The organism is Flavobacterium salilacus subsp. salilacus (genome assembly GCF_004634195.1).
Taxonomy (GTDB): Bacteria; Bacteroidota; Bacteroidia; order Flavobacteriales; family Flavobacteriaceae; genus Flavobacterium; species Flavobacterium salilacus.
Map to the genome: position 1 here is coordinate 55,008 of NZ_SKBP01000008.1, position 22,192 is coordinate 77,199.

Sequence of the window (22,192 nt, forward strand, 5' to 3'; positions counted from 1 at the left end):
TTACTACTATTGTATTCACTTAATAAAAAGTTAATTTTACACTTTCAGCCTATATAGTACAAACACCATACCAAAAAATTAATGAACTATTTAAAAATCAGTATATTAACTATTTTTTTATTGATTTCTTTCTACGCTTTAGCACAAAAAAAGACTACTACAGCCACAAGAATAAACGAAAAAATAACTGTTGATGGCAGGCTCGATGAAGAGGTATGGAAAACCGCACAAGAGGCTGCCGGATTTGTAATGTATGAACCCGATAACGGTAAAGCGGAAGAGCCCGAAAAAGGCACCATAGTAAAAGTACTATATGATGACGAAGCGGTATATTTTGGAGCAATACTGCACGATAATCCTGATAATATACTTCGTGAAATAGCTTTGCGTGATGACTTTAAAACCGCCGATCATTTTGGCGTATATATCAACGGTTATAACGACGGACAACAGGATTTCCGTTTTTTTGTGAGTGCTGCCGGTACGCAAATGGATTGCATTGCTACCCAAAACTACGAAGATTATTCGTGGGACGGTATATGGTACAGCAATGTAAAAATAACCGATGAAGGCTGGCTGGTAGAAATGAAAATACCCTATGCCGCCATTCGTTTTTCTGAGGAAGAGAAGCAATCATGGGGGCTTAACTTTTACAGAGAGGTACGCCAGCACCGCCAACTTTTTTTTTGGAACCCTGTAGATCGTAACATCGGTTCGGCTATTGTGCAAACAGGATTGCTTACAGGTATCGAAAATATTAAACCGCCTACCCGATTATTTTTTATCCCCTACTCATCCGTATATGTTTCTCAAAATGAAGATAATACCGAAACTACTTTTAAAGCGGGTATGGATATAAAATATGGTATTAATGACTCCTTTACGCTGGATGCTATTTTAGTACCTGATTTTGGGCAAACCGCTTTTGATGAAGTGGTGCTCAACCTGGGTCCTTTTGAACAACAATTTAACGAGAACAGACCTTTTTTTACCGAAGGCACTGATATATTTAATAAAGGTGATTTATTATACACCCGAAGGATAGGCGGACCGCCCTCTGAAAGTGCAACCCTTGCCGAGGACGAAGAAGTTATAGAAACACCCAGCACCGTAAACCTTATTAATGCGCTAAAAGTTTCGGGGCGTACCTCCAAAGGGCTGGGTATAGGGATAATGAATGCCGTAACCGAAAAAACCTATGCCACCGTGCGGAATACCACTACTGGCACTACCCGAAGGGAACTGGTAGAACCGCTTACTAACTATAGTGTAATAGTGCTCGACCAGCGTTTTCGTAAAAACTCATCCGTATCATTTGTAAATACCAATGTTACCCGAAATGAAAACTTCAGGGATGCCAATGTAAGCGCATTAGTATATAACCTAAACACAAGGGCTAATACCTATAACCTTTCGGGCGATTTTAAATACAGCACCATAAATGATGTGACTGATAATGAAGGATTCAGTTCCTATATCAACTTCGGTAAAACGAGTGGCAAATACCGTTACAGCGCATCGAGCTACTACGTGTCAAAAGATTTTGATATTAATGATATGGGTATCATTTTTACCACTAATTATTACAACTTCAATGGTAATGCAAGCTACCGTATCCTAAACCCAACAAAACACTACAACACATTTCAGGTAAATGGCAACCTGTATTCAGAATTTCATAACACTACCGGTAAACTACAAAGTGGTTATACAGAGATAAACGTAAATTCAACCACACGTAAAAACGACTATATAGGCTATGGCATACAAGTAAGCCCTTTAGATACCTACGATTTTTATGAACCCCGTGTATCCGGACGTTTTGTAAAAATCCCAAAAAGCATTTATACTTATGTTTACTTTTCATCAAACTATAACCGTAAATTTGCTATAGATGTACAGCCCGAAGTTTGGCTTAGTGACGAGGAGAACCGAAATTATTACGGCTTTTTGTTTAGTCCGCGCTACCGCTTTAACAACAGGCTGCAAATGATATACAGCTTTAATTACGGGCTGGACACCAACAATAAAGGGTGGGTGGTATTTGAGGAGGACGATATTATATTTACCCGCCGCGACAGAACCGTTATTACCAACAGCCTTTCGGGGAAATATTCCATAACCAATCAAATGACGGTAAATTTAACAGCACGGCACTACTGGACGTATGGAAAAAATCATGAATTTTTGACATTGCAAAATAATGGCATACTAACTGAAAATAGTACCTTTAGCGAAAATAGAGATTTTACATACAACAACTGGAATTTAGACCTTTCGTACACATGGTGGTTTGCTCCCGGCAGCCAAATATCATTTTTGTACCGAAACAATGCCGTAGGTAATTTTGAGTATGTAAACCGTAATTATACCAAGAATATTGAGCATCTGTTTACAAATAACCTTAACAGTATTTTTTCGATAAGCCTGCGCTATTATATCGATTTTAATACTGCTAAAAACTGGATTTAACACACTAAAATCATGAACAAAAAAGTAATTTTAATGATACTGGACGGCTGGGGAAAATCGCCCGACCCAAAAGTATCGGCAATAGACAATGCCAACACACCTTTTATCGACAGTCTTTACCAAAACTATCCCAGTGCATCACTACGGACGGATGGTCTTAACGTAGGGCTGCCCGAAGGACAAATGGGCAACAGCGAGGTGGGACACATGAACCTTGGAGCAGGGCGCATAGTATATCAGGATTTGGTAAAAATAAACCTTGCCGTACAGGAAAAAACACTTGCCAAAGAAAAAACACTTGCCGAGGCATTAGCCTACGCTAAAGTGAATAACAAAAAAGTACACTTGCTGGGCTTAGTTTCCGATGGCGGGGTACACTCGCACATTAACCACCTGAAAGGATTGGTAGATGCAACGCAGGAGTACATGCTGGACAAAGTATATATACATGCCTTTACCGATGGGCGTGATGTTGACCCGAAATCAGGAATAAACTTTATTGCCGATTTGGAAAATTATATAAAAGATACCAAAGTACAGCTTGCCTCTATAATAGGGCGTTACTATGCTATGGATCGCGACAAGCGTTGGGAACGCGTTAAACTTGCTTATGACCTTTTGGTTAACGGGCTGGGCATACCCTCTGTCAATGCCGTAAACAGCATACAGGAAAGCTATAATGAAGATGTTACCGATGAGTTCATCAAACCCATAGTAATGACTAATGACGGTACTAACCCAATAGCGATTATTGAGCCTGATGATGTGGTTATCTTTTTTAACTTCAGGACAGACAGGGGCAGACAGCTTACTGAGGTATTAACCCAGTTTGACGTACATGAGCAGAATATGCACAAAATGAATCTGTACTATGTTACCATGACTAACTATGACGACAGTTTTACAGGAATGCACGTTATTTATGACAAAGACAACCTTACCGAAACACTGGGCGAAATTGTGGCAAGGCATGGTAAAAAACAAATACGCATAGCCGAAACAGAGAAATACCCGCATGTTACGTTTTTCTTCTCAGGGGGTCGCGAAGAGCCTTTTGAGGGCGAAAAGCGTTTGTTATGCCCATCGCCAAAAGTAGCTACTTATGACCTGCAACCCGAAATGAGTGCTTATGAATTGAAAGATGCGCTGATACCGGAACTGCAAAAAGGCGAGGCAGACTTTGTATGCCTTAACTTTGCCAATGGCGACATGGTAGGACACACAGGAATAATGGAAGCCGCTATTAAAGCCTGCGAAGCAGTAGATGACTGTGCCAAACAAGTGATAGAAGCTGCGCTTGCCAATAACTATACCACTATAGTAATTGCCGACCATGGTAACTGCGAAACCATGATAAACCCCGATGGCAGCCCCAACACCGCACACACTACCAACCCCGTGCCGATTATACTGGTAGATAAAGAGCTAAAAACAATACATGATGGTGTACTGGGTGACATTGCGCCAACGATACTGCAACTTATGGGACTACCGCAACCCGAAGCCATGACAAGGCATTCGCTGTTGTAATAGCTAAAACCATACATAAAACAAAAAGGGACTGTCTCAAAAGTACTTAAACAAGCATTTTTGTCATTCTGACGAAGGAAGAATCTCTTATTTATCAAATGATTGAGATTCTTCACTCCATTACATTTCGTTCAGAATGACACTTTTAAGACAGCCCCTTTTTTCAAACAACCACTATTTAACAAATCTAAAAAACTCAACTTTTAAAAGCATTAAAATAATCGCGTGCTATAGCTTCCCTATGGTCAGGGTGCGCTATATGTATAAGTGCTTCGGCACGCTGCTTTAATGTTTTGCCATACAAATCGGCAATACCATATTCAGTAACAATATATTGCACATGAGAACGTGTGGTAACCACGCCGGCACCTTGTTTAAGGAAAGGCACAATACGGTTGTCGCCCCGTTTTGTTACCGATGGCAGTGCAATAATTGCCTTACCCCCGTCGCTAAGCGAAGCCCCGCGAATAAAATCCATTTGTCCGCCCACACCGGAGTACATCCTGCATCCTATAGAGTCGGCACAAACCTGCCCGGTCAAATCAACCTCGATAGCTGAATTGATAGCCACCATTTTTTTATTTTTTCGAATGTTCACGGTATCATTTACGAATGATGATTCGCGCATTTCGATAAACGGGTTATCATCCACAAAATCATACAGGCGTTTAGAGCCTATTAAAAATGTGGCAAGTGCCCTACCCCTAACCGTGCCTTTGTAATTGCAATTAATTACACCGCTCTCTATCAGGTCTATCACACCATCCGAAAACATCTCGGTATGCAAACCCAGATTTTTATGGTTTTTTAAGTTTGATAAAGCAGCATTGGGTATAGAGCCTATTCCCATTTGCAGCGTGCTTTCATCTTCTATTAACGATGCTACATGAGTGCCTATTTTGGCTTCCTGCTCGGTTATGGCATCAGGTGCATGCCCATAAACAGGCTCATCAACCTCAACCAGATAATTAATTTCCGATACATGTATAACGCCGTCGCCAAAGGTTCTTGGCATTTGCGGGTTTACCTGTGCCACTACATATTTAGAGTTTTCTATAGCGGCAACTGTTGCCTCTACCGATACCCCCAGCGAACAATATCCATGACTGTCGGGTGGCGAAACGTGTATAAAAGCCACATCAAGCGGTAGTACATTTTTACGGAATAGCCTTGGCAATTCACTCAAAAAAACGGGGGTGTACGAGCCGTTTCCGGCTGCCAGTGTATGCCTTACATTTTTTCCTATAAAAAAGGAGTTTACATGAAAACTCTCACTGAATTCAGGGTTCGCATAGGGTGCTTCGCCCTCTGTATGCAAATGGCAGACCTCTACATTTCTAAGCTCGGCAGCCCGCTCTGCCAAAGCTTTTGTTAAAACTGTTGGGGTTGCAGCAGCAGCCTGCACATACACCCTGTTGCCCGAATTAACTACTTGTACAGCTTGCGCCGCAGTAACATATTTACTCATACCTAAAAAATTTAATACAAAATTACAGCTTCTTACAAATACAAAACATGATATTTCTCAGGTAAAAGAGGTTGAACAGGTTATAATTAAAAGTTAAAATTTCAAAATTAATAGTTTTACTATTATATTTGCAGTAAATAATTTTAATTATGAAAACACTTCTTTCAAGTATTAAAATTCAGGTTAATGACAAAATTTATGTAAAAGACCCTGAAACTTCTATATTAGGCAGGAAAATCATTAAAGAGAGTATCTTGCTTATTGATGAGCTGGGTTTTGACAATTTTACTTTTAAAAAACTGGGAGAGCGAATCGGGTCAAACGAAAGCTCTCTATATCGCTATTTTGAGAACAAACATAAGCTTTTACTATATTTATCCTCTTGGTACTGGAGCTGGATGGAGTACAAACTTATTTTGGCAACCGCCAATGTAACTGACCCTTATGAAAAACTAATGAGGGCTATAACTATAGTAACCGAAAAAATTGAGGACGATGACAGCACGGATCATATAAACGAATCGATACTGAACAAAATAATTATTGCAGAGTTTACCAAAACCTTTCTTACCAAGGAGGTTGATGAGGAAAACCGTGAAGGTTTTTTTCTTATTTATAAAAGAGTAATAGGGCGTATTGTAAATATTGTAAAAGAGGTAAACCCCGATTACCCGTATGCCGAGAGCCTCGTTAGTACAACTATAGAGGGCGCATTGCATCAGCATTTTTTAAAAGATCATTTTAAAAGTATAACGAATTGTAACGAGCAAACCCGCCCTTGCGAATTTTTTATGCATTTGGTTAGCAACATTATAAAACAATAAACATCATGACACCATTACAACGATTTTACAACTTGCTGAAATTAGATAAAAAAGATGTTTATCAAATACTTTTTTATGCTGCCTTTGCAGGACTTATAAGTCTTTCTTTACCACTTGGCATTCAGGCTATTATCAACTTTATACAAAGCGGGCAGGTGAGTATATCATGGATAGTGCTTATTGTTGTAGTAACTGTAGGGGTAGCCTTTGGCGGTATCCTGTCGCTCATGCAGCTAAGGATTACGGAAAACTTACAACAAAAAATATTTGTGCGTTCCTCTTTTGAGTTTGCATGGCGTTTTCCCAAAATAAAACCTGATGAGTTGTACAACAGCTACCCGCCGGAGCTTGCCAATCGCTTTTTTGATACACTGTCCATTCAAAAAGGAGTATCAAAGCTCCTGCTCGATTTTTCTTCGGCGCTGCTGCAAATCAGCTTTGGTATTATCCTGCTTTCATTATACCATCCGTTTTTCATACTGTTTGGGTTAATGCTGTTGATATTATTATATTTTATCTTCAAATTCTCGTTTGCCACCGGACTGGATACCAGTATGAAAGAATCGAAGTTTAAATACAAAGTTGCCTACTGGATACAGGAAATAGCCCGAAACAGCAGTAGTTTTAAAAGGCAGCTTAATTTTGATTATGCTCTTACTAAAAATGATAATTTGGTGAGCGATTACATAAATTACAGAGAAAAACACTTCAATGTTATAAAAAAGCAGTTCTCCCAGCTAATCATCTTTAAGGTTATTATTACCGCAACATTACTATCCGTAGGGGGGTATCTGGTACTAAACCAGCAAATGAATATAGGGCAGTTTGTAGCTGCCGAAATTATCATCCTTTTGGTAATCAACTCTGTAGAAAAGATTATCATCGGGCTGGAAACATTTTATGATGTACTTACATCTATAGAAAAAATAGGAGGAGTAACTGATTTGGGAATAGAAGAACCTTCAAAAGTTAAAAATACCACTCCGCAAAAAAACATCACGCTGGAAATGGATAACATAAGGTATCGCTTTCCTGATTCGGATAAAGATGCGCTTAACAACATTTCGCTTTGCATAAACCCCGGCGAAAAAATATACATTAGCGGAAATAACGGTTCAGGGAAATCTACCTTGGTGCGTATGCTGGCAGGATATTTAAAACCGGATTATGGTTCACTTTATATTAACGATGGCAGGCTTAATAGAATAGATAAAGACCTTTATCGTTCGCAAACAGGGGTTATAATACAGGGCGAAAGTCCGTTTGAAGGAACAATACTGGAAAACATCACGTTTAACGACCCTACTATAACTCCCGAAACACTGCGTTGGGCCTTAGACAGTGTTCGGCTATCCTCTTTTATAAAAACATTACCGCAAGGGCTTGATACCCCCATATATCCTGACGGCAGGCAGTTATCAACATCCAATGCCCAAAAAATATTATTGGCAAGAAGCATTATTCATAAACCAAAAATATTATTTTTAGAAGACCCTACCGACAAGATGGACGAGCCTACGGCAAAAGCAATAATTGATTTCCTTTTTGCCGAAGAGCATGAATGGACTGTAATTGTATCGTCTGTAAACCATTATTGGAAATCGAGATGCAGCAGGCAGATAATAATGAATAACGGAGAAATTGTAGAAGACTTTAAACTATAAAATACTATGCTGAATATATCCGATAACAATCAAATACATATAAGTAGCGGAAAGTATACAACCGTAAACAACCTTGTAAACCGACCTCATTACAAGGTGTTGAACAAACTTATAGTTGTCGCATCCATCATAGGGGGCATAGCACTCTTCCTGCCCTGGACACAAAACATATCAGGCACAGGATCTGTAACAACCTTAAAGCCCGACCAACGTCCGCAAACCGTGCATAGTGTTATTGCAGGACGGATAGAAAAATGGTATGTACAGGAAGGCGATTTTGTAGAAAAAGGCGATACAATCATGTTTATATCGGAGATAAAAGACGAGTATTTCGATCCCAACCTTGTAGAAAACACAAAGCAGCAGGTAGATGCTAAAAAACTGGCTGTAAACTCATATGGCAGCAAAGTTGGCGCGCTGGAAATGCAGATGGGCTCGTTAGAGCGAGAAAAACAATTAAAATTAGAACAGGCGCAAAACAAAATAAGGCAGTCTGAACTAAAAGTAAAGAGCGACAGTATGGATCTCGAGGCGGTAAAAACACAGCTTCGCATAGCCGAAACACAATTTAAGCGAGCGCAACAACTTAACAAAGAAGGACTGAAACCGCTTACGGATGTGGAGGAAAAACGGTTGAAACTACAAGAATCGGAAGCAAAAATAATTACACAGGAAAATAAGTTACTTACTGCAAAAAACGAGCTTATTAATGCCAAAGTAGAAATTAACCGGCTGATAGCAGAATATGCCGAAAAAATATCCAAAGCCGATAGTGATAAATTTACCGCACTTAGTAACCAGTATGATACTGAAGCACAGGTAAACAAACTGGAAAACCAGTATGCAAACTACAGTATTCGTAACGGAATGTATTATATAAAAGCACCGCAATCCGGCTATGTAAACCGTGCGCTACAGGCAGGACTTGGAGAAAACCTAAAAGAAGGCACACCTATAGTGAGCATAATGCCCTCGGGCTATGATATTGCCGTAGAAAGCTATGTAGATCCTATGGATTTACCCCTCATCAGCAGAGGCGAAAAAGTAAGAGTTTGGTTTGACGGATGGCCTACTATAGTATTTTCGGGATGGCCGGGAATGTCCTATGGTACTTTTGGAGGGCGTATAGTAGCGATAGAAAACTTTATAAGCCCTAACGGAAAGTACAGAATATTAATAGCCCCTGATGAAGAAGAGCAAAAATGGCCTGAACAACTGAGCATAGGCGCAGGAGCACAAACCATAGCATTACTCGATACCGTACCCGTATGGTATGAAATATGGCGAACCCTAAACGGTTTCCCTCCCAACTATTATCAATCTAAAAACGGTAGCGAAAATACTAAAGACAAAAAGTAAAACAATGACGATAAAGAGCTATATATACTGCTTTTTACTATTTTTTTCATGCCTGACTATAGGGAACGCACAGGAGTTTGAAAGCAATATACTCACATTTAATGAGTATTTGGGTTATGTAAAAAAATACCACCCCATTGTAAAACAGGCAAACTTGGAGATAGACAAAGCACAGGCAGGGCTGATGCAGGCACGCGGAGGCTTTGACCCGAAGATAGAAGTAGATTATGACGAAAAAGAGTTTACCGATAAAGAATACTACTCAGTGCTAACCAGTAGTTTTAAAATACCCACTTGGTACGGCATAGAGGTAAAAGCAGGATTTGATAACAGCGAGGGCATCTACCTGAATCCGCAAAACACTACGCCAAATCAAGGGCTTACCTCTTTAGGCATTACTGTACCGCTGGGACAAGGGCTTTTTATAAACCAGCGTATGGCAGATGTAAGAACAGCTAAAATACAGTTACAGCTTAGTGATGCCGAGCGCAAGCTAAAGGCTGTTAATGTACTGTATGATGCCGCGGCAGCCTATTTTGACTGGAAAAAAAGCCATGACGAAACCCTGTTGTATGAAAATTATTTAACCTATGCCCGCACGCGTTACAATGGTGTGTTGCAACTGATAGAACAGGGCGACAAACCTGCTATAGACAGTGTAGAGGCAGGTATAACCGTAAAAAACAGAAGGCTGAATTTAGAAAACTCAAAATTAAAACTTGCCAAGGCAAAACTGAAGCTTGCCAATTATCTTTGGATTAATGATATACCTGTTGAACTGGAGGATGCCATAATACCCGAGGAGGACCTCATGGTAACCGTAAAAGAAACCTTAAAAACCAATAACCTTATTACCGAAACTACCCCTGTAGATAATCACCCAAAAATTACCTCGTTGCAAAATAAAGTAGCCATACTGGAGGTAGAGCGCAAGCTACAGGCAAACATGCTGCTCCCAAAAATAGATGTTGGGTACCATTACCTCTCAGAGCCGTCAAATTTTGACAATTACCGTTTTAACGACTATAAATTTGGAGTCAACTTTGCTTTTCCTATATTTCTAAGAAAAGAAAGAGGTAAGCTGAACTTGGCAAAACTGAAAATACAGGACACGCAACTGGAATTGAACAGCGAACGCTTAAATCTTAAAAATAAAATTGAGGCACAACAAACCGAGATTACTTCGCTGCAAAAGCAAAAAAATGTAATTGATGAGCTTGTAGAAAGCTACTCAACCATGTTGACTTCGGAAGAACGACTGTTCTCTTTTGGCGAAAGCTCGCTGTTTCTTATCAATACGCGCGAGAACAGATTGGTAAGCGCACGTATTGAGCAAATAGACATTGAAAACCGTTATCTGCTATCGAATGCCGAACTGTTTAAAATAATGGCGAACCCTGATTAAATAATTTTAAATAGTTACTTTTGCGGATTGAAAATTGATGCAATGAGTATAATAGCCAAAACACAAGAAGAAATAGAGTTAATGCGCGAAAGTGCGCTTATAGTTTCTAAAACACTTGGTATGATAGCCTCCGAAATAAAACCCGGTGTTACTACTTTAGAACTTGACAGAAAGGCGGAAGAGTTTATTCGCGATCATGGCGCAGTTCCCGGATTTAAAGGATTATACGGCTGCCCCTCTACCCTGCTCACGAGTGTTAACGAACAGGTAGTACATGGGTTACCCACCAGCCGACCTATTGAAGAAGGCGATATCGTATCGGTAGATTGCGGGGCTTTAAAAAATGAGTTTTATGGCGACCATGCCTACACTTTTGAAATAGGCGAAGTAGCAGAAGAAACACGTAAACTGCTACAAATAACTAAAGAATCTTTATATATAGGCATCCGCGAATTTAAAGCAGGCAACAGAGTAGAAGATGTAGGCTATGCAATTCAAAAACATACCGAAGCACATGGTTATGGCGTAGTGCGTGACCTTGTAGGACATGGTTTGGGACGCAAAATGCACGAAGAGCCTAACATGCCCAACTATGGCAAACGCGGCAGGGGCAAAAAGTTTATAGAAGGCATGGTAGTAGCTATAGAACCCATGATAAACATGGGAACCAAATATGTGAAAACCCTTAAAGACGGCTGGACTATAGTAACCCGCGACGGCAAACCAAGCGCCCACTTTGAACATGATGTGGCATTGATAAACGGTAAGCCGGAACTGCTTTCTACTTTTGCCTATGTATATCAGGCGTTGGGTATAACGAGCGATGAAGAAAATGAATTCAGAGCTGTGCCGCTTGTAATTTAAATATTTCAAGACACGAATAGCACCAATTATCACAAATGGCATCACTATTATATAAAAATGAGTCGTATAAGTTAATTGGCATTTGTATGGAGGTGCATACAATACTAGGTAAAGGTCATAGCGAAGTGGTATATGAAGATGCGCTACAGTATGAATTTTTAAAAAACGGAGTTCCTTTTGAAAGAGAGAAAAAATTCAATATTGAGTACAAGGACACAATACTCCCGCATTATTATTTCGCTGATTTTGTTGTCTTTGACAACATTATACTCGAAGTAAAAGCAATTGAAGTGCTTATAAATAGCCATATTAAACAAACGCTTAATTATTTAGCCGCTTCAAAACTCAATTTGGGAATTCTTGTTAATTTTGGAGAAGACAGTTTGGCGTATAAAAGAGTAATTTTATAATAAGTGAAAATCAGAGAAATTAGTGTCTAAAAAACTATTCAAATTCATACTTAATACCATACCAAGACCCCTGCTTATAAGGCTGAGCTATGTGGCGCGTCCTGTTTTGGCAGCAGCCTTAAAGGGCAGCACTTATACTGACCCTATAGACGGAAAGAGTTTTAAAAACTTTTTGCCTTATGGTTACGGGCATCAGCGTAATAATGTATTATCGCCCAGTACCCTTTCTTTAGAAAGACACAGGCTGTTGTGGTTGTATCTGCAAAATGAAACTGATTTTTTTACAGCTCCTAAAAAAGTATTGCACTTTGCTCCTGAACAGGCTTTTTACAAACGCTTTCGCAATCAGAAAAATCTGGATTATACTACTACCGACCTTAACTCACCTCTTGCCGACGTAAAAGCGGATATATGCAACCTGCCTTTTGAAGACAACAGTTATGACATGATATTGTGCAACCACGTGCTGGAACATATCCCTGATGATACCAAAGCCATGCAAGAGCTATACCGCGTGTTAAAACCGGGCGGCATGGGTATATTTCAAATCCCGCAAGACCTTAGTCGCGATGTTACTTTTGAAGACAACAGCATAACCGACGCTAAAGAACGCGCCCGTATTTTTGGGCAGTATGACCACGTGCGGGTATATGGTCGTGATTATTTTAATAAACTGCGTAGTACAGGCTTTAGGGTTGTGGAGGAAGATTATACAAAAAAAATCGCCCCAGCAGATGTGGAGCGATTTTGCCTCGCACAAGGCGAGATAATTCCTGTTTGTTTTAAAGATTAATTTTCTTCCGGCATCAAGATGCCGATTACTTTATCTTTTGTCAGGTATTTTTTGGCAACTGCCTGAAGGTCTTTAACCGTAAGAGCTGCAATTTTCTCCTCTTTTTTAAGGATTTCATCAGGGTTAGCACCTTTTATGTATGCATTTTGGAAACCATCTATCCAAAACTTGTTCTCTTTAAGGTCTTTCTTGTATTCCAGCATTTCTGCCTCTTTATACTTGGCAAGGTCTTTTTCCTCCGGCGCGTTGTCTATCATTTTTTGTAGCTCTCTTAGGGCTGATTCTGTAAGTTTTCCAGCATTTTCAGGTCCGCACGGGAAAGATATAGAGAAATAATAAGAACCATAAGGCACATTGCTCATGCCGCCTCTTGCCCCAACACCATATACTCCGCTTTCGTTTTCCCTTAGTTCTTCGGTTAATTTTATAGTTAACACTTCGCCAAGAGCCTCCATAGCAAGTGCTTCTTTAGCCGAGTAATTTGTATCTCCGCTAAATCTTATCACAACATTACTTTTAGGATCAGTACCTTTATTGATAACTTTTTTGTGCGAACCGCTTATTAACCTATAGCCAAGGTCTGTAGCCTTCTCTTTGGTTCCGGAAGACGGAAGGGATGCCAGATATTTAACCGAGTAATCTTCCATAGCTTTATCATCTATATTCCCTACAAAAAAGAACTCAAAATCGCCTGCATTGGCAAAACGTTCTTTATACTTATCATAGCAAAGCTTATAATCGGTTTCTGCCCATGATTTTTCGGTGGGAATTATACCGCTGTACCTTGGGTTATCTTGGTTAAGAAAAGCATATAGCTCCTGCGAAAAATAAAAGCTGGGGCTTGATGCCATATTTTCGTAAAACGACGATTGCTTTTTCTTATATCCCTCATAGGCTTCGGTATCATAATTCAGGTCAGTAAAATAGGCATGCACCATCTGGAACATATATTCCATGTCTTTGGGTGTACTGCTGCCCTGCATACCCTCTGTAACGTTGCTTATGTAAGGATATACGCTTGCTATTTTACCTGTCATGAATTTATTGATATCATTAAGGTCAAGCCCGCTAAATCCGGCTTCGGTAAGTGCACCTTCCGCCCACTGGGTTTTTTTGGCATCTTCATTACTAAAAAGGTTGCTTCCGCCAAAACTCACGGCTTTCATAAGCACTTCATCATTTTTAAAATCGGTTTTCTTGTAAGTAACCTTTGCCCCATTTGAAAGGTATAGCGTAGTGGTGCCCAGCGTGGCATTGTTCTCTTTTTTTACAATGCTGCCCGGCTTTACTTCTTTGCGCAACAGGCTTTCTGCTACAGGCTCGTCCTCATAAGGCTTTAAATCGTCATAGTTTTTGTTAATTACAGCCAGTACTTCCTGTTCGGTTGGTTTTACAACACCGTCTTTTTCAGGTCCTGTAAATATAACTACCCTGTTATCCTCTTTAATATATTTGTCGGTAAGCCCGTTCAGGTCTTCTACTTTTATTTGCGAAAGCAGTTCCTTAAAGGCTTCATATTCCCACTCAATACCCGGTGCGGGTACCTCTTCCAGGAAGTGTGCCTGATATTCGCTTACAAATCTTTCCGATTCAGTCTTGTCCCTGTCATTATAGCTTTTTTCAAGATAGGACAGCCAGTCGTTTTTGGCGCGTTCAAGTTCGCTTTCGCTAAAGCCATATTTTTTAGCACGCTCATTTTCTTCTACCAGTACTTTTAGGGCATCAAGCTGCTTGCCTTCTTGTGTCATGGCAAAAGACTGATAAGCTTCTTTAGTACGTGCCCATGTACCTCCATGATAGGTATAACCATAGGTAAACGGCGGATTGGGCGTATTGGTAAGTTCCTGTAGCCTGTTATTAAGCATGCTGGTAAAAAGACCTTCTTTAAGGTTTTGCTTATAATCCTCTATTGTTTTTATTTTTTTAGGATCGCCGTGGTCTTTATAAATAAGTCGCACCTGTGCAAAAGATGCTTCTTTATCACTTTCTACTGAAACAAAGGTCTGGTCGTGGTTTGGCACATCATAAACAGCGCGAGGTCTTTCGTTTTTAGGGTTTTTATAGGACGAGAAATGGTCTTTTATCTTCTTTTCCATTGCTGCCACATCTATATCTCCCACCACTATTACTGCCATAAGGTTTGGTCTGTACCAGTCTTTGTAAAAGCTCTTTATTTTGTCATAAGTAAAATTCTCAAGGATTTCCTTTTGCCCTATAGGCAGCCTGTCTGCATAATGCGATTTGTACATCATCTTAGGCATAAATTGTTTCATCATGCGTTTTTCAGCGCCAAGCCCAAGGCGGTACTCTTCCAGTACAACACCTCTTTCTTTATCTACTTCTTCGGGTGTTAGTACGGCATTAAATGCCCAATCTTCCAATACCTGAAAGCCTTTTTCCAGTTTTTCAGGATCATCTGACGGGATAGGAAGGAAATATACTGTTTCGTCAAAGCTGGTATAGGCATTAAGGTGCTGCCCGAACTTTACCCCTATGCTTTGCAGGTAATCTACCAGTTTGTTTTTAGGGAAACGCTTTGTACCGTTAAAGCACATATGTTCCATAAAGTGCGCCAGTCCTTGCTGGTCGTCATTTTCTAAAATAGAACCTGCATTTATTACAAGGCGTAAATCTACTTTATCTTCAGGTTTGTCATTTTTCCTGATGTAATAAGTAAGTCCGTTTTTTAATTTGCCTGTTTTTACATTTGGGTCAAACGGAATAGGGTCGCTTCCCTTTAGTTGCTGCGCACTTACAATAAACGGTGCAGACAACAGGAAAAGCCAGAGTTTTAGATTTTTCATGTTGATATGGTTAAAAATTGGTTGAAGTTAAAACTACAAAATTTGTTGTTTATTGTAAATTTAATGTGTTAATGCTCATAATATTTGATTGTTACAATACTTTGCAAATACAACATATAATTTATTTGCTATATTTACGTTCACGAAAATAAAATTTTGCTGTAATGATTAATCTTTTTTACCGGTCAGTTAAAGTAACACTGTTACTGCTAATGCCTTTTATAGTTGATGCGCAGGTGCAGCAGGAAATACCCCCTCCATACAATATAAAAACGGTTTCATTCAGGCAAAATAATGAAAATGTTTATCCGTACTTCAGGCTTGGAGAGGCTTTCCAGTTTACTTTTGACGATCTTTTTGGTAACGAGGCTAATTATTACTATTCGATTACCCATTGTAATTACAATTGGACTCCTTCGTCGCAACTTACGGTTAACGACTATATAGAGGGGTTTGATAACCAAAGAATCCAGATTTACGAGAATTCGTTTAACACGCTACAAATTTATTCACGCTATACACTTTCCATTCCTAATAAATTTACCCGACTGTTGCTTAGCGGAAATTATATGCTTAAAATACTAAACGAGGATCGCGAGGTAGTATTCAGTCGGAAATTTATAGTTTATGAAGATCAGGTGTCGGTACCCTTACAGGTAAAAAGGACAAGGAATATGGAGTATAGGGAAGAAAAGCACAACCTGGAATTTTCTGTAAAAACAAGCTCCTTTACTTTTCAGAGCCCGCTGCAAAATGTAAAAGTTGTTCTTTTCCAGAACGGAAGGTTTGATAATGCCATATATAACATTAAACCGCAATATACGATAGGCAACGACCTTATTTACAGGTATGATACGGAAACACAATTTTGGGCAGGCAACGAATATCTTTACTTTGATAACAAAGACATTCGTAACGCGGTAAACAATGTACTGCGAATAACCGCAGGCGAAATTTATAATAACATACTGTACACTAATGAGGCAAGAGCCAGCAGACCTTATACTTATTTTCCTGATGTAAACGGCAATTTTATAGTAAACAATGTAAGGCTTAACGTAACGGATATAAATCTTGAGGCTGACTATGCCTGGGTGTTTTTTAATTTGAGTGCTCCCGCTTATTTTGGTAAAGAAGATATATATGTATGCGGTATGTTTAACAACTATGCCAAAACAGACGAGTATAAAATGGAGTATAATGAGAAAACGGCAATGTATGAAAAAGCCATTATGATAAAACAGGGGTTTACTAACTATATGTATGTGGCTGCTGACAAGCGTGGCGTTATAAATGAAAAGGATGCAGTGGACGGAAACTTCTACCAAACAGAGAATGACTATAACATACTTGTTTATTACAGGATGAACGGCGAACGTTATGACAGGGTGATAGGTATGGGGTATGCAAATTCGGAAAACATTATCAACTAATGCTCAAAGAGTTAAAATAGTGTTACTGTTAATTTAATATTTGAAACATTACACAACACTATTTAATTTTGTACCTTTGGAAAAGCAAAATAAGCGTTTTTTATGGTATCACAAATAACAAGAGGTATTAAAATATCTGTTTCAACCAGTTTTGAAGGCACATACTTCAAAAACTACAGGATACAATTTGCCTTTAGCTACGAGATTACTATAGAGAACCAGAGTAAAGATTCTGTACAACTTAACACCCGCCACTGGGAAATATTCGACTCGCTTAACGATATCGAAATTGTAGATGGCGAAGGTGTTATCGGAAAAAAACCGGTACTTAAACCCGGCGAAAAGCATATTTATAACTCCGGTTGTTTATTAGCATCTCCTTTCGGGGCAATGCGCGGTTATTTTAACATGATTAACTTTACCTCTACCCGCTCTTTCAAAGTTATTGTGCCTACATTCAGGCTTAGTGCACCTTTTGCACTAAATTAACAATATCTTTATATTACACTCCTTTCATTAGTATATTTGCAATTACAGGAACAATAATTTCTTGTATATTTGCGATATCCTAATTTTTTTAATGTTTTAAAACACTATATACTATGCCAAAAGGAATTTATAATGTGCCGGACGCGTTTAACGAACCTGTATTATCATACGCCCCGGGAACTAAAGAAAGAGAGCAGGTACTTGCCGCTTTTAAAGAAATGTATGCCACTACTGTAGATGTACCTATGTACATAGGCAGTGAAGAGATACGCACCGGAAAAACCCAAACTATAAACCCTCCTTTTGACCATAAAAAAGTAGTGGGTACCTACCACGAAGCAGAGAAAAAACATGTGGAGCAGGCTATCGCTGCTGCGCTGGAAGCCCGTAAAAAATGGGCTGGCATGGCTTGGGAGCAACGAGCTGCTATTTTCCTGAAAGCTGCTGAACTTTTGGCAGGACCATACCGTGCAAAAATAAATGCCTCGACTATGATAGCGCAGGCTAAAACAGTGCACCAGGCAGAAATTGACGCTGCATGCGAATTTATAGACTTCCTTCGCTTTAATGTAGAGTTTATGACTCAGATTTATGCTGAGCAGCCTGTATCATCCGAAGGTATATGGAACAGAATGGAGCACCGCCCTTTGGAAGGTTTCATTTATGCCATAACACCGTTTAACTTTACAGCCATTGCAGGTAACTTGCCGGCATCACCCGCGTTAATGGGTAATGTGGTAGTATGGAAACCAAGCGCGAGCCAAGTATATAGCGCGAATGTGATAATGGAAGTATTTAAACTTGCCGGATTACCGGATGGTGTTATCAATATGGTACATGGCGACCCTGTTATGATAACCGATACTCTTATGGCAAGCCCCGATTTTGCAGGAGTGCATTATACAGGCTCTACAGCCGTATTTAACGGTATTTGGGCAAAGATAGGCGAAAATATGGGTAAAGGTATTTATAAAACCTACCCAAGAATTGTAGGAGAAACCGGTGGTAAAGATTTTGTACTGGCGCACCCGTCATCAATTCCTGCACAAGTTGCTACAGCCCTTTCACGTGGTGCTTTTGAATTTCAAGGACAAAAATGTTCGGCTGCCTCAAGAGCATATATTCCTAAATCTATATGGGGTGCTGTGAAGGAGCATTTAATAAACGACGTTAAGTCGATGAAAATGGGTTCTCCCGAAGATTTATCAAACTTCCTTTCGTCAGTTATCCATGAAGGCTCTTTTGATAAACTTGCAAAATATATTGATAATGCCAAAGGTGCTAAAGATGCCGAAATTATAGTAGGCGGTAATTATGATAAATCTGTAGGATACTTTATAGATGCTACGGTTATTGAAACGACCAACCCTCAGTATGAAACTATGTACACTGAACTTTTTGGCCCTGTACTTACCGTATATGTTTATGAAGATGATAAATGGGAAGAAACGCTTAAACTGGTTGACGAAACTTCTCCATACGCATTAACTGGTGCTATATTCAGCCAAGACCGCTATGCTATAGAGCAGGCTACTAAAGCATTGGTAAATTGTGCGGGTAACTTCTATATCAATGATAAGCCTACAGGCGCAGTAGTAGGTCAGCAGCCATTTGGTGGTGCTAGAGCATCGGGCACTAACGACAAGGCAGGCTCTATACTTAACTTGCTACGTTGGGTATCGCCAAGAACCATTAAAGAAACCTTTGTTCCGCCAACGGATTACAGATATCCTTTCTTAGGAGAATAATCATTGCGGGATAACAATACCATCTTAATAAATAAAAAACTCCTGCTTAGGCAGGAGTTTTTTTATATTCAGTTCAGGGATAAACCTGTATTATTTCAGAGTTATTATTTTTTATTTTTCAACTCTTTAAGAATTCTTTTTTCTAATTTCTTATCCATATCTTTCATTAGTTCATCAAGGGCACTTTCGCACATAGGCAATATTTTACTCGCATCCATTATAGGAATACCTTTAACCTTTACTACTGTTTGCTTAGAGTTTGCTCCTTCTCGTATTATAAATACTTTTTTACCGGCTTTGTCATATACCGCTATGCGCATTGTAGCTCTTATTTTAAGCAAACCTGTACTGCCTATACCAATGGCTGAGTTTACAAATTCAAAACTAAAGCTAACGTATATTGTTCTTTCTGCTTTATCTTTAAATATTTTAGCCATTCCTTCTTCATTTGCCTTACCAAGAGCGCCTTCATATATAGCTTTATAATTACCGTAGCTCAAAAGTCTGTCATTTTCCTGTGTCTCTACGCCTAAAGTGGTCGGAACAAAATTGATATATTCAGGATTACTTGTTACTTCATCTTCAGGAAGAAAATCATATTGAAAATCTTTTGCATACTTAGTAAAAAACTGCTCATGAAACTTGTTAAGCATTGGCTGTAAATTAAAATCAGGATCTTCACTAAGATTTAAGACCTTTTCTAATAAAACATCTGTACCCGGACCTGATATTTCTGAAAACCCAACAACTTTATTGGTGTAAAAACTTACTACCGCAGCTTTCTCTACTTGTGCTTGCACGTTTGTACTGATAAAATATAGTATCAATAAAAGACTAATTTGTTTTATTCTGTTCATGTTTTTTAGTTTTTGTTATATAACTTTTTAAACTCGCTCAAAGCTAAAGAAATACAACATACAATTGCTATATAATATGTAAACTTTTAGATAAAAAATCAAGCATCTGCCTCTGAGCGAGGTTTTAACATAGTAACAAGCATTATGCTTCCAATAATTCAGGAGGTAAAAAGCAGGTAATAGTAACATCTGAAAATTATAAAAAAGCTACACCTTATACTTCATCGCCAGGTGCACCACCTTTTTAGTATCAAAAAATTCATCTGAAAAATAATCCGAGAGATTATACAAAGTTACTTTCTGAAAAACTTCCAGCTCTTCAGTAAGGTCGCCCCCTTTCAGGTACAATATACCGTTGGGCAACTCATGGTTTTGCTCTTTTTTTACTTTACCCCTCACCCACTTTACAAAATCGGGCATGTTGGTTACGGCACGGCTCACAATAAAATCAAAATCTTCCGTTACATGCTCAGCACGTTTCTGTTCCGCTTTTACATTTTGTAAGCCCAGAGCATTAGCTACTTCCTGCACTACTTTTATCTTTTTGGCAATAACGTCTATCAGGTAAAATTTAGTTTCAGGATAAAGTATTGCCAGCGGTATTCCGGGAAAACCTCCTCCTGTACCCACATCCAGTACAGAGGCACCGGGGTTAAATGGCATGATTTTGGCAATACCCAGCGAATGCAACACATGCTTGGTGTATAAAGCATCTATATCCTTGCGTGATATTACGTTTATTTTCGCATTCCAATCTTTATATAATGCTTCAAGTTGTGCAAATTGCTGTAGTTGTGTTTCGGTAAGGTTTGGGAATTGCTTTATTATTTCGTCCATCATTTTTGACTTTTGACAAAAGTACACATTTCGGTAAAGAAATTTCGGATCAATTTTAGTGGTTGCAAACACATTAATAACTACCTTTGATAAATTATAGAATTTTTTGATTAACTATGAATATAACCCCTCCCGTTTTTTCTAAAAACGACTCCCTAAAATTTTTCAGAACACTAAATAAACGTGTAAATGAATACTTTAAAGAAAACAATATAAAAAAAACCGGTAACTGGAAACTGCATCTTAAAACCATTATCATGTTTACGGCGTTACTTGCGCCCTACTTTATATTGCTAACACTCAGCATACCCGTATGGGGGCAATTTTTGCTTACCATAGTAATGGGTATAGGCATGGCAGGCATAGGCATGAATGTAATGCACGATGCCAACCATGGTTCTTACTCTTCTAAATCATGGCTAAACCAAGTTATGGGCAGCAGCATGTATCTTTTGGCAGGCAATGTATATAACTGGCAGGTGCAGCACAATGTATTGCACCACACCTACACCAACATACACGGGCATGATGAGGATTTGGATGCAGGAAGAATAATACGCTTTACGCAAAACGCCAAATGGAGAAAGTTCCATAAGTTTCAGCACTACTATTCTATCTTTTTATATGGCTTATTAACGTTTAACTGGGCATTGACTACCGATATTAAGCAGATGAGAAATTATATTAAAAGAGGTCTTTCTTACGGAAAATTCAGTAGCCCCATAAAACACTGGACAGTGCTTGTAATAACAAAAATACTTTATGTAATAGTATGGTTTGCAATCCCGATACTGCTAGGTATAGTATGGTGGAAAGTATTTATAGGCTTTTTTGTAATGCACTATGTTGCAGGTTTAATATTAAGTATTGTTTTCCAGTTGGCACACGTAGTAGAGGAAACAGAAAACCCGGTACCTGATGAAAATGGCTTAATGGAGAATACCTGGGCTGTACACCAGTTATATACCACTGCAAATTTTGCCCACAAAAACAAAATTATAAACTGGTTTACAGGCGGGCTTAACCACCAGATAGAACACCACCTTTTTCCGCATATAAGCCACGTGCATTATACTAAAATTGCAGTAATTGTAAAGCAGACGGCACGCGAGTATAACCTACCCTACAATGAGTTCACTACCATGCGGGAAGCTGTGGCAGCTCACTTTAAACATTTGAAAGAACTGGGCATGAAACCGGCACTTAACTAAAATTAGAACATAAACCTCGACTAC

The 22,192-nt window shown here is 39.0% G+C and carries 17 protein-coding genes; 13 read left to right on the top strand and 4 right to left on the bottom strand.

Annotated features, from left to right (window positions below; all coding sequences use genetic code 11):
* Positions 1 to 81 precede the first annotated feature (81 nt).
* Both E0W68_RS10415 and gpmI read left to right on the top strand, forming a co-directional pair.
* Entirely contained in the window at positions 82 to 2,472 is a 2,391-nt protein-coding gene (locus E0W68_RS10415; RefSeq protein ID WP_135219370.1) for a DUF5916 domain-containing protein, read from the top strand.
* A 12-nt stretch (positions 2,473 to 2,484) separates the two neighbouring features.
* Complete coding sequence (gene gpmI / locus E0W68_RS10420; RefSeq protein WP_135219371.1) at positions 2,485 to 4,002, top strand: 2,3-bisphosphoglycerate-independent phosphoglycerate mutase; 1,518 nt, start codon at positions 2,485 to 2,487, stop codon at positions 4,000 to 4,002.
* Positions 4,003 to 4,198: 196 nt separating this feature from the next.
* Here gpmI and E0W68_RS10425 read toward each other — a convergent pair whose 3' ends face one another.
* Complete coding sequence (locus E0W68_RS10425; RefSeq protein WP_135219372.1) at positions 4,199 to 5,470, bottom strand: acetyl-CoA hydrolase/transferase family protein; 1,272 nt, start codon at positions 5,468 to 5,470, stop codon at positions 4,199 to 4,201.
* A 149-nt stretch (positions 5,471 to 5,619) separates the two neighbouring features.
* On the opposite strand from E0W68_RS10425, the gene E0W68_RS10430 reads away from it, so the two are divergent.
* Genes E0W68_RS10430 through E0W68_RS10460 form a run of 7 tightly spaced genes read left to right on the top strand, consistent with a single transcriptional unit; the run spans position 5,620 to position 12,789 of the window.
* Complete coding sequence (locus tag E0W68_RS10430) at positions 5,620 to 6,294, top strand: TetR/AcrR family transcriptional regulator (protein WP_135219373.1); 675 nt, start codon at positions 5,620 to 5,622, stop codon at positions 6,292 to 6,294.
* Positions 6,295 to 6,299: 5 nt separating this feature from the next.
* Positions 6,300 to 7,958, top strand: coding sequence for a peptidase domain-containing ABC transporter (locus tag E0W68_RS10435; RefSeq protein ID WP_135219374.1), 1,659 nt, complete (start codon positions 6,300 to 6,302; stop codon positions 7,956 to 7,958).
* A 6-nt stretch (positions 7,959 to 7,964) separates the two neighbouring features.
* Entirely contained in the window at positions 7,965 to 9,317 is a 1,353-nt protein-coding gene (locus E0W68_RS10440; protein ID WP_135219375.1) for an HlyD family secretion protein, read from the top strand.
* A gap of 4 nt (positions 9,318 to 9,321) precedes the next feature.
* Positions 9,322 to 10,722, top strand: coding sequence for a TolC family protein (locus E0W68_RS10445; protein ID WP_135219376.1), 1,401 nt, complete (start codon positions 9,322 to 9,324; stop codon positions 10,720 to 10,722).
* 42 nt (positions 10,723 to 10,764) lie between these two features.
* A complete protein-coding gene (gene map, locus E0W68_RS10450; protein ID WP_135219377.1) occupies positions 10,765 to 11,586 on the top strand; it encodes a type I methionyl aminopeptidase in 822 nt (273 codons plus the stop codon).
* Positions 11,587 to 11,621: 35 nt separating this feature from the next.
* Positions 11,622 to 11,996 (top strand): GxxExxY protein, encoded by a 375-nt coding sequence (locus tag E0W68_RS10455; RefSeq protein WP_135219378.1) that lies wholly within the window; start codon positions 11,622 to 11,624, stop codon positions 11,994 to 11,996.
* Between the two features lie 22 nt (positions 11,997 to 12,018).
* The gene (locus tag E0W68_RS10460) at positions 12,019 to 12,789 is read left to right on the top strand and encodes a class I SAM-dependent methyltransferase (protein ID WP_135219379.1); all 771 of its coding nucleotides are present in this window, start codon (positions 12,019 to 12,021) and stop codon (positions 12,787 to 12,789) included.
* On the opposite strand, the gene E0W68_RS10465 is transcribed toward E0W68_RS10460, so the two are convergent.
* Positions 12,786 to 15,593, bottom strand: a complete 2,808-nt coding sequence (locus tag E0W68_RS10465; protein ID WP_135219380.1) for a M16 family metallopeptidase — start codon at positions 15,591 to 15,593, stop codon at positions 12,786 to 12,788. The two genes, E0W68_RS10460 and E0W68_RS10465, sit on opposite strands and share 4 nt — an antisense overlap.
* 164 nt (positions 15,594 to 15,757) lie before the next feature.
* Between E0W68_RS10465 and E0W68_RS10470 the strand changes: the two genes are divergently transcribed.
* The 3 genes from E0W68_RS10470 to pruA all read left to right on the top strand — a co-directional run bounded on the left by E0W68_RS10470 (position 15,758) and on the right by pruA (position 19,263).
* Positions 15,758 to 17,026 (top strand): type IX secretion system plug protein, encoded by a 1,269-nt coding sequence (locus E0W68_RS10470; RefSeq protein ID WP_135219381.1) that lies wholly within the window; start codon positions 15,758 to 15,760, stop codon positions 17,024 to 17,026.
* 102 nt (positions 17,027 to 17,128) lie between these two features.
* The gene (gene apaG / locus E0W68_RS10475) at positions 17,129 to 17,515 is read left to right on the top strand and encodes a Co2+/Mg2+ efflux protein ApaG (RefSeq protein WP_135219382.1); all 387 of its coding nucleotides are present in this window, start codon (positions 17,129 to 17,131) and stop codon (positions 17,513 to 17,515) included.
* 113 nt (positions 17,516 to 17,628) lie between these two features.
* Positions 17,629 to 19,263: an L-glutamate gamma-semialdehyde dehydrogenase gene (gene pruA / locus E0W68_RS10480; protein WP_135219383.1), complete on the top strand. Its 1,635-nt coding sequence runs from the start codon at positions 17,629 to 17,631 to the stop codon at positions 19,261 to 19,263.
* A 104-nt stretch (positions 19,264 to 19,367) separates the two neighbouring features.
* Here pruA and E0W68_RS10485 read toward each other — a convergent pair whose 3' ends face one another.
* Together E0W68_RS10485 and rsmG are read right to left on the bottom strand one after the other, a co-directional pair.
* Positions 19,368 to 20,120 (bottom strand): hypothetical protein, encoded by a 753-nt coding sequence (locus E0W68_RS10485; protein WP_135219384.1) that lies wholly within the window; start codon positions 20,118 to 20,120, stop codon positions 19,368 to 19,370.
* 207 nt (positions 20,121 to 20,327) lie between these two features.
* Entirely contained in the window at positions 20,328 to 20,957 is a 630-nt protein-coding gene (gene rsmG / locus E0W68_RS10490; protein ID WP_135219442.1) for a 16S rRNA (guanine(527)-N(7))-methyltransferase RsmG, read from the bottom strand.
* Between the two features lie 116 nt (positions 20,958 to 21,073).
* Between rsmG and E0W68_RS10495 the strand changes: the two genes are divergently transcribed.
* Positions 21,074 to 22,168 carry a fatty acid desaturase family protein gene (locus tag E0W68_RS10495; RefSeq protein WP_135219385.1) on the top strand — a complete coding sequence of 365 codons (1,095 nt, stop codon included), beginning with the start codon at positions 21,074 to 21,076 and terminating at the stop codon, positions 22,166 to 22,168.
* Positions 22,169 to 22,192 lie beyond the last annotated feature (24 nt).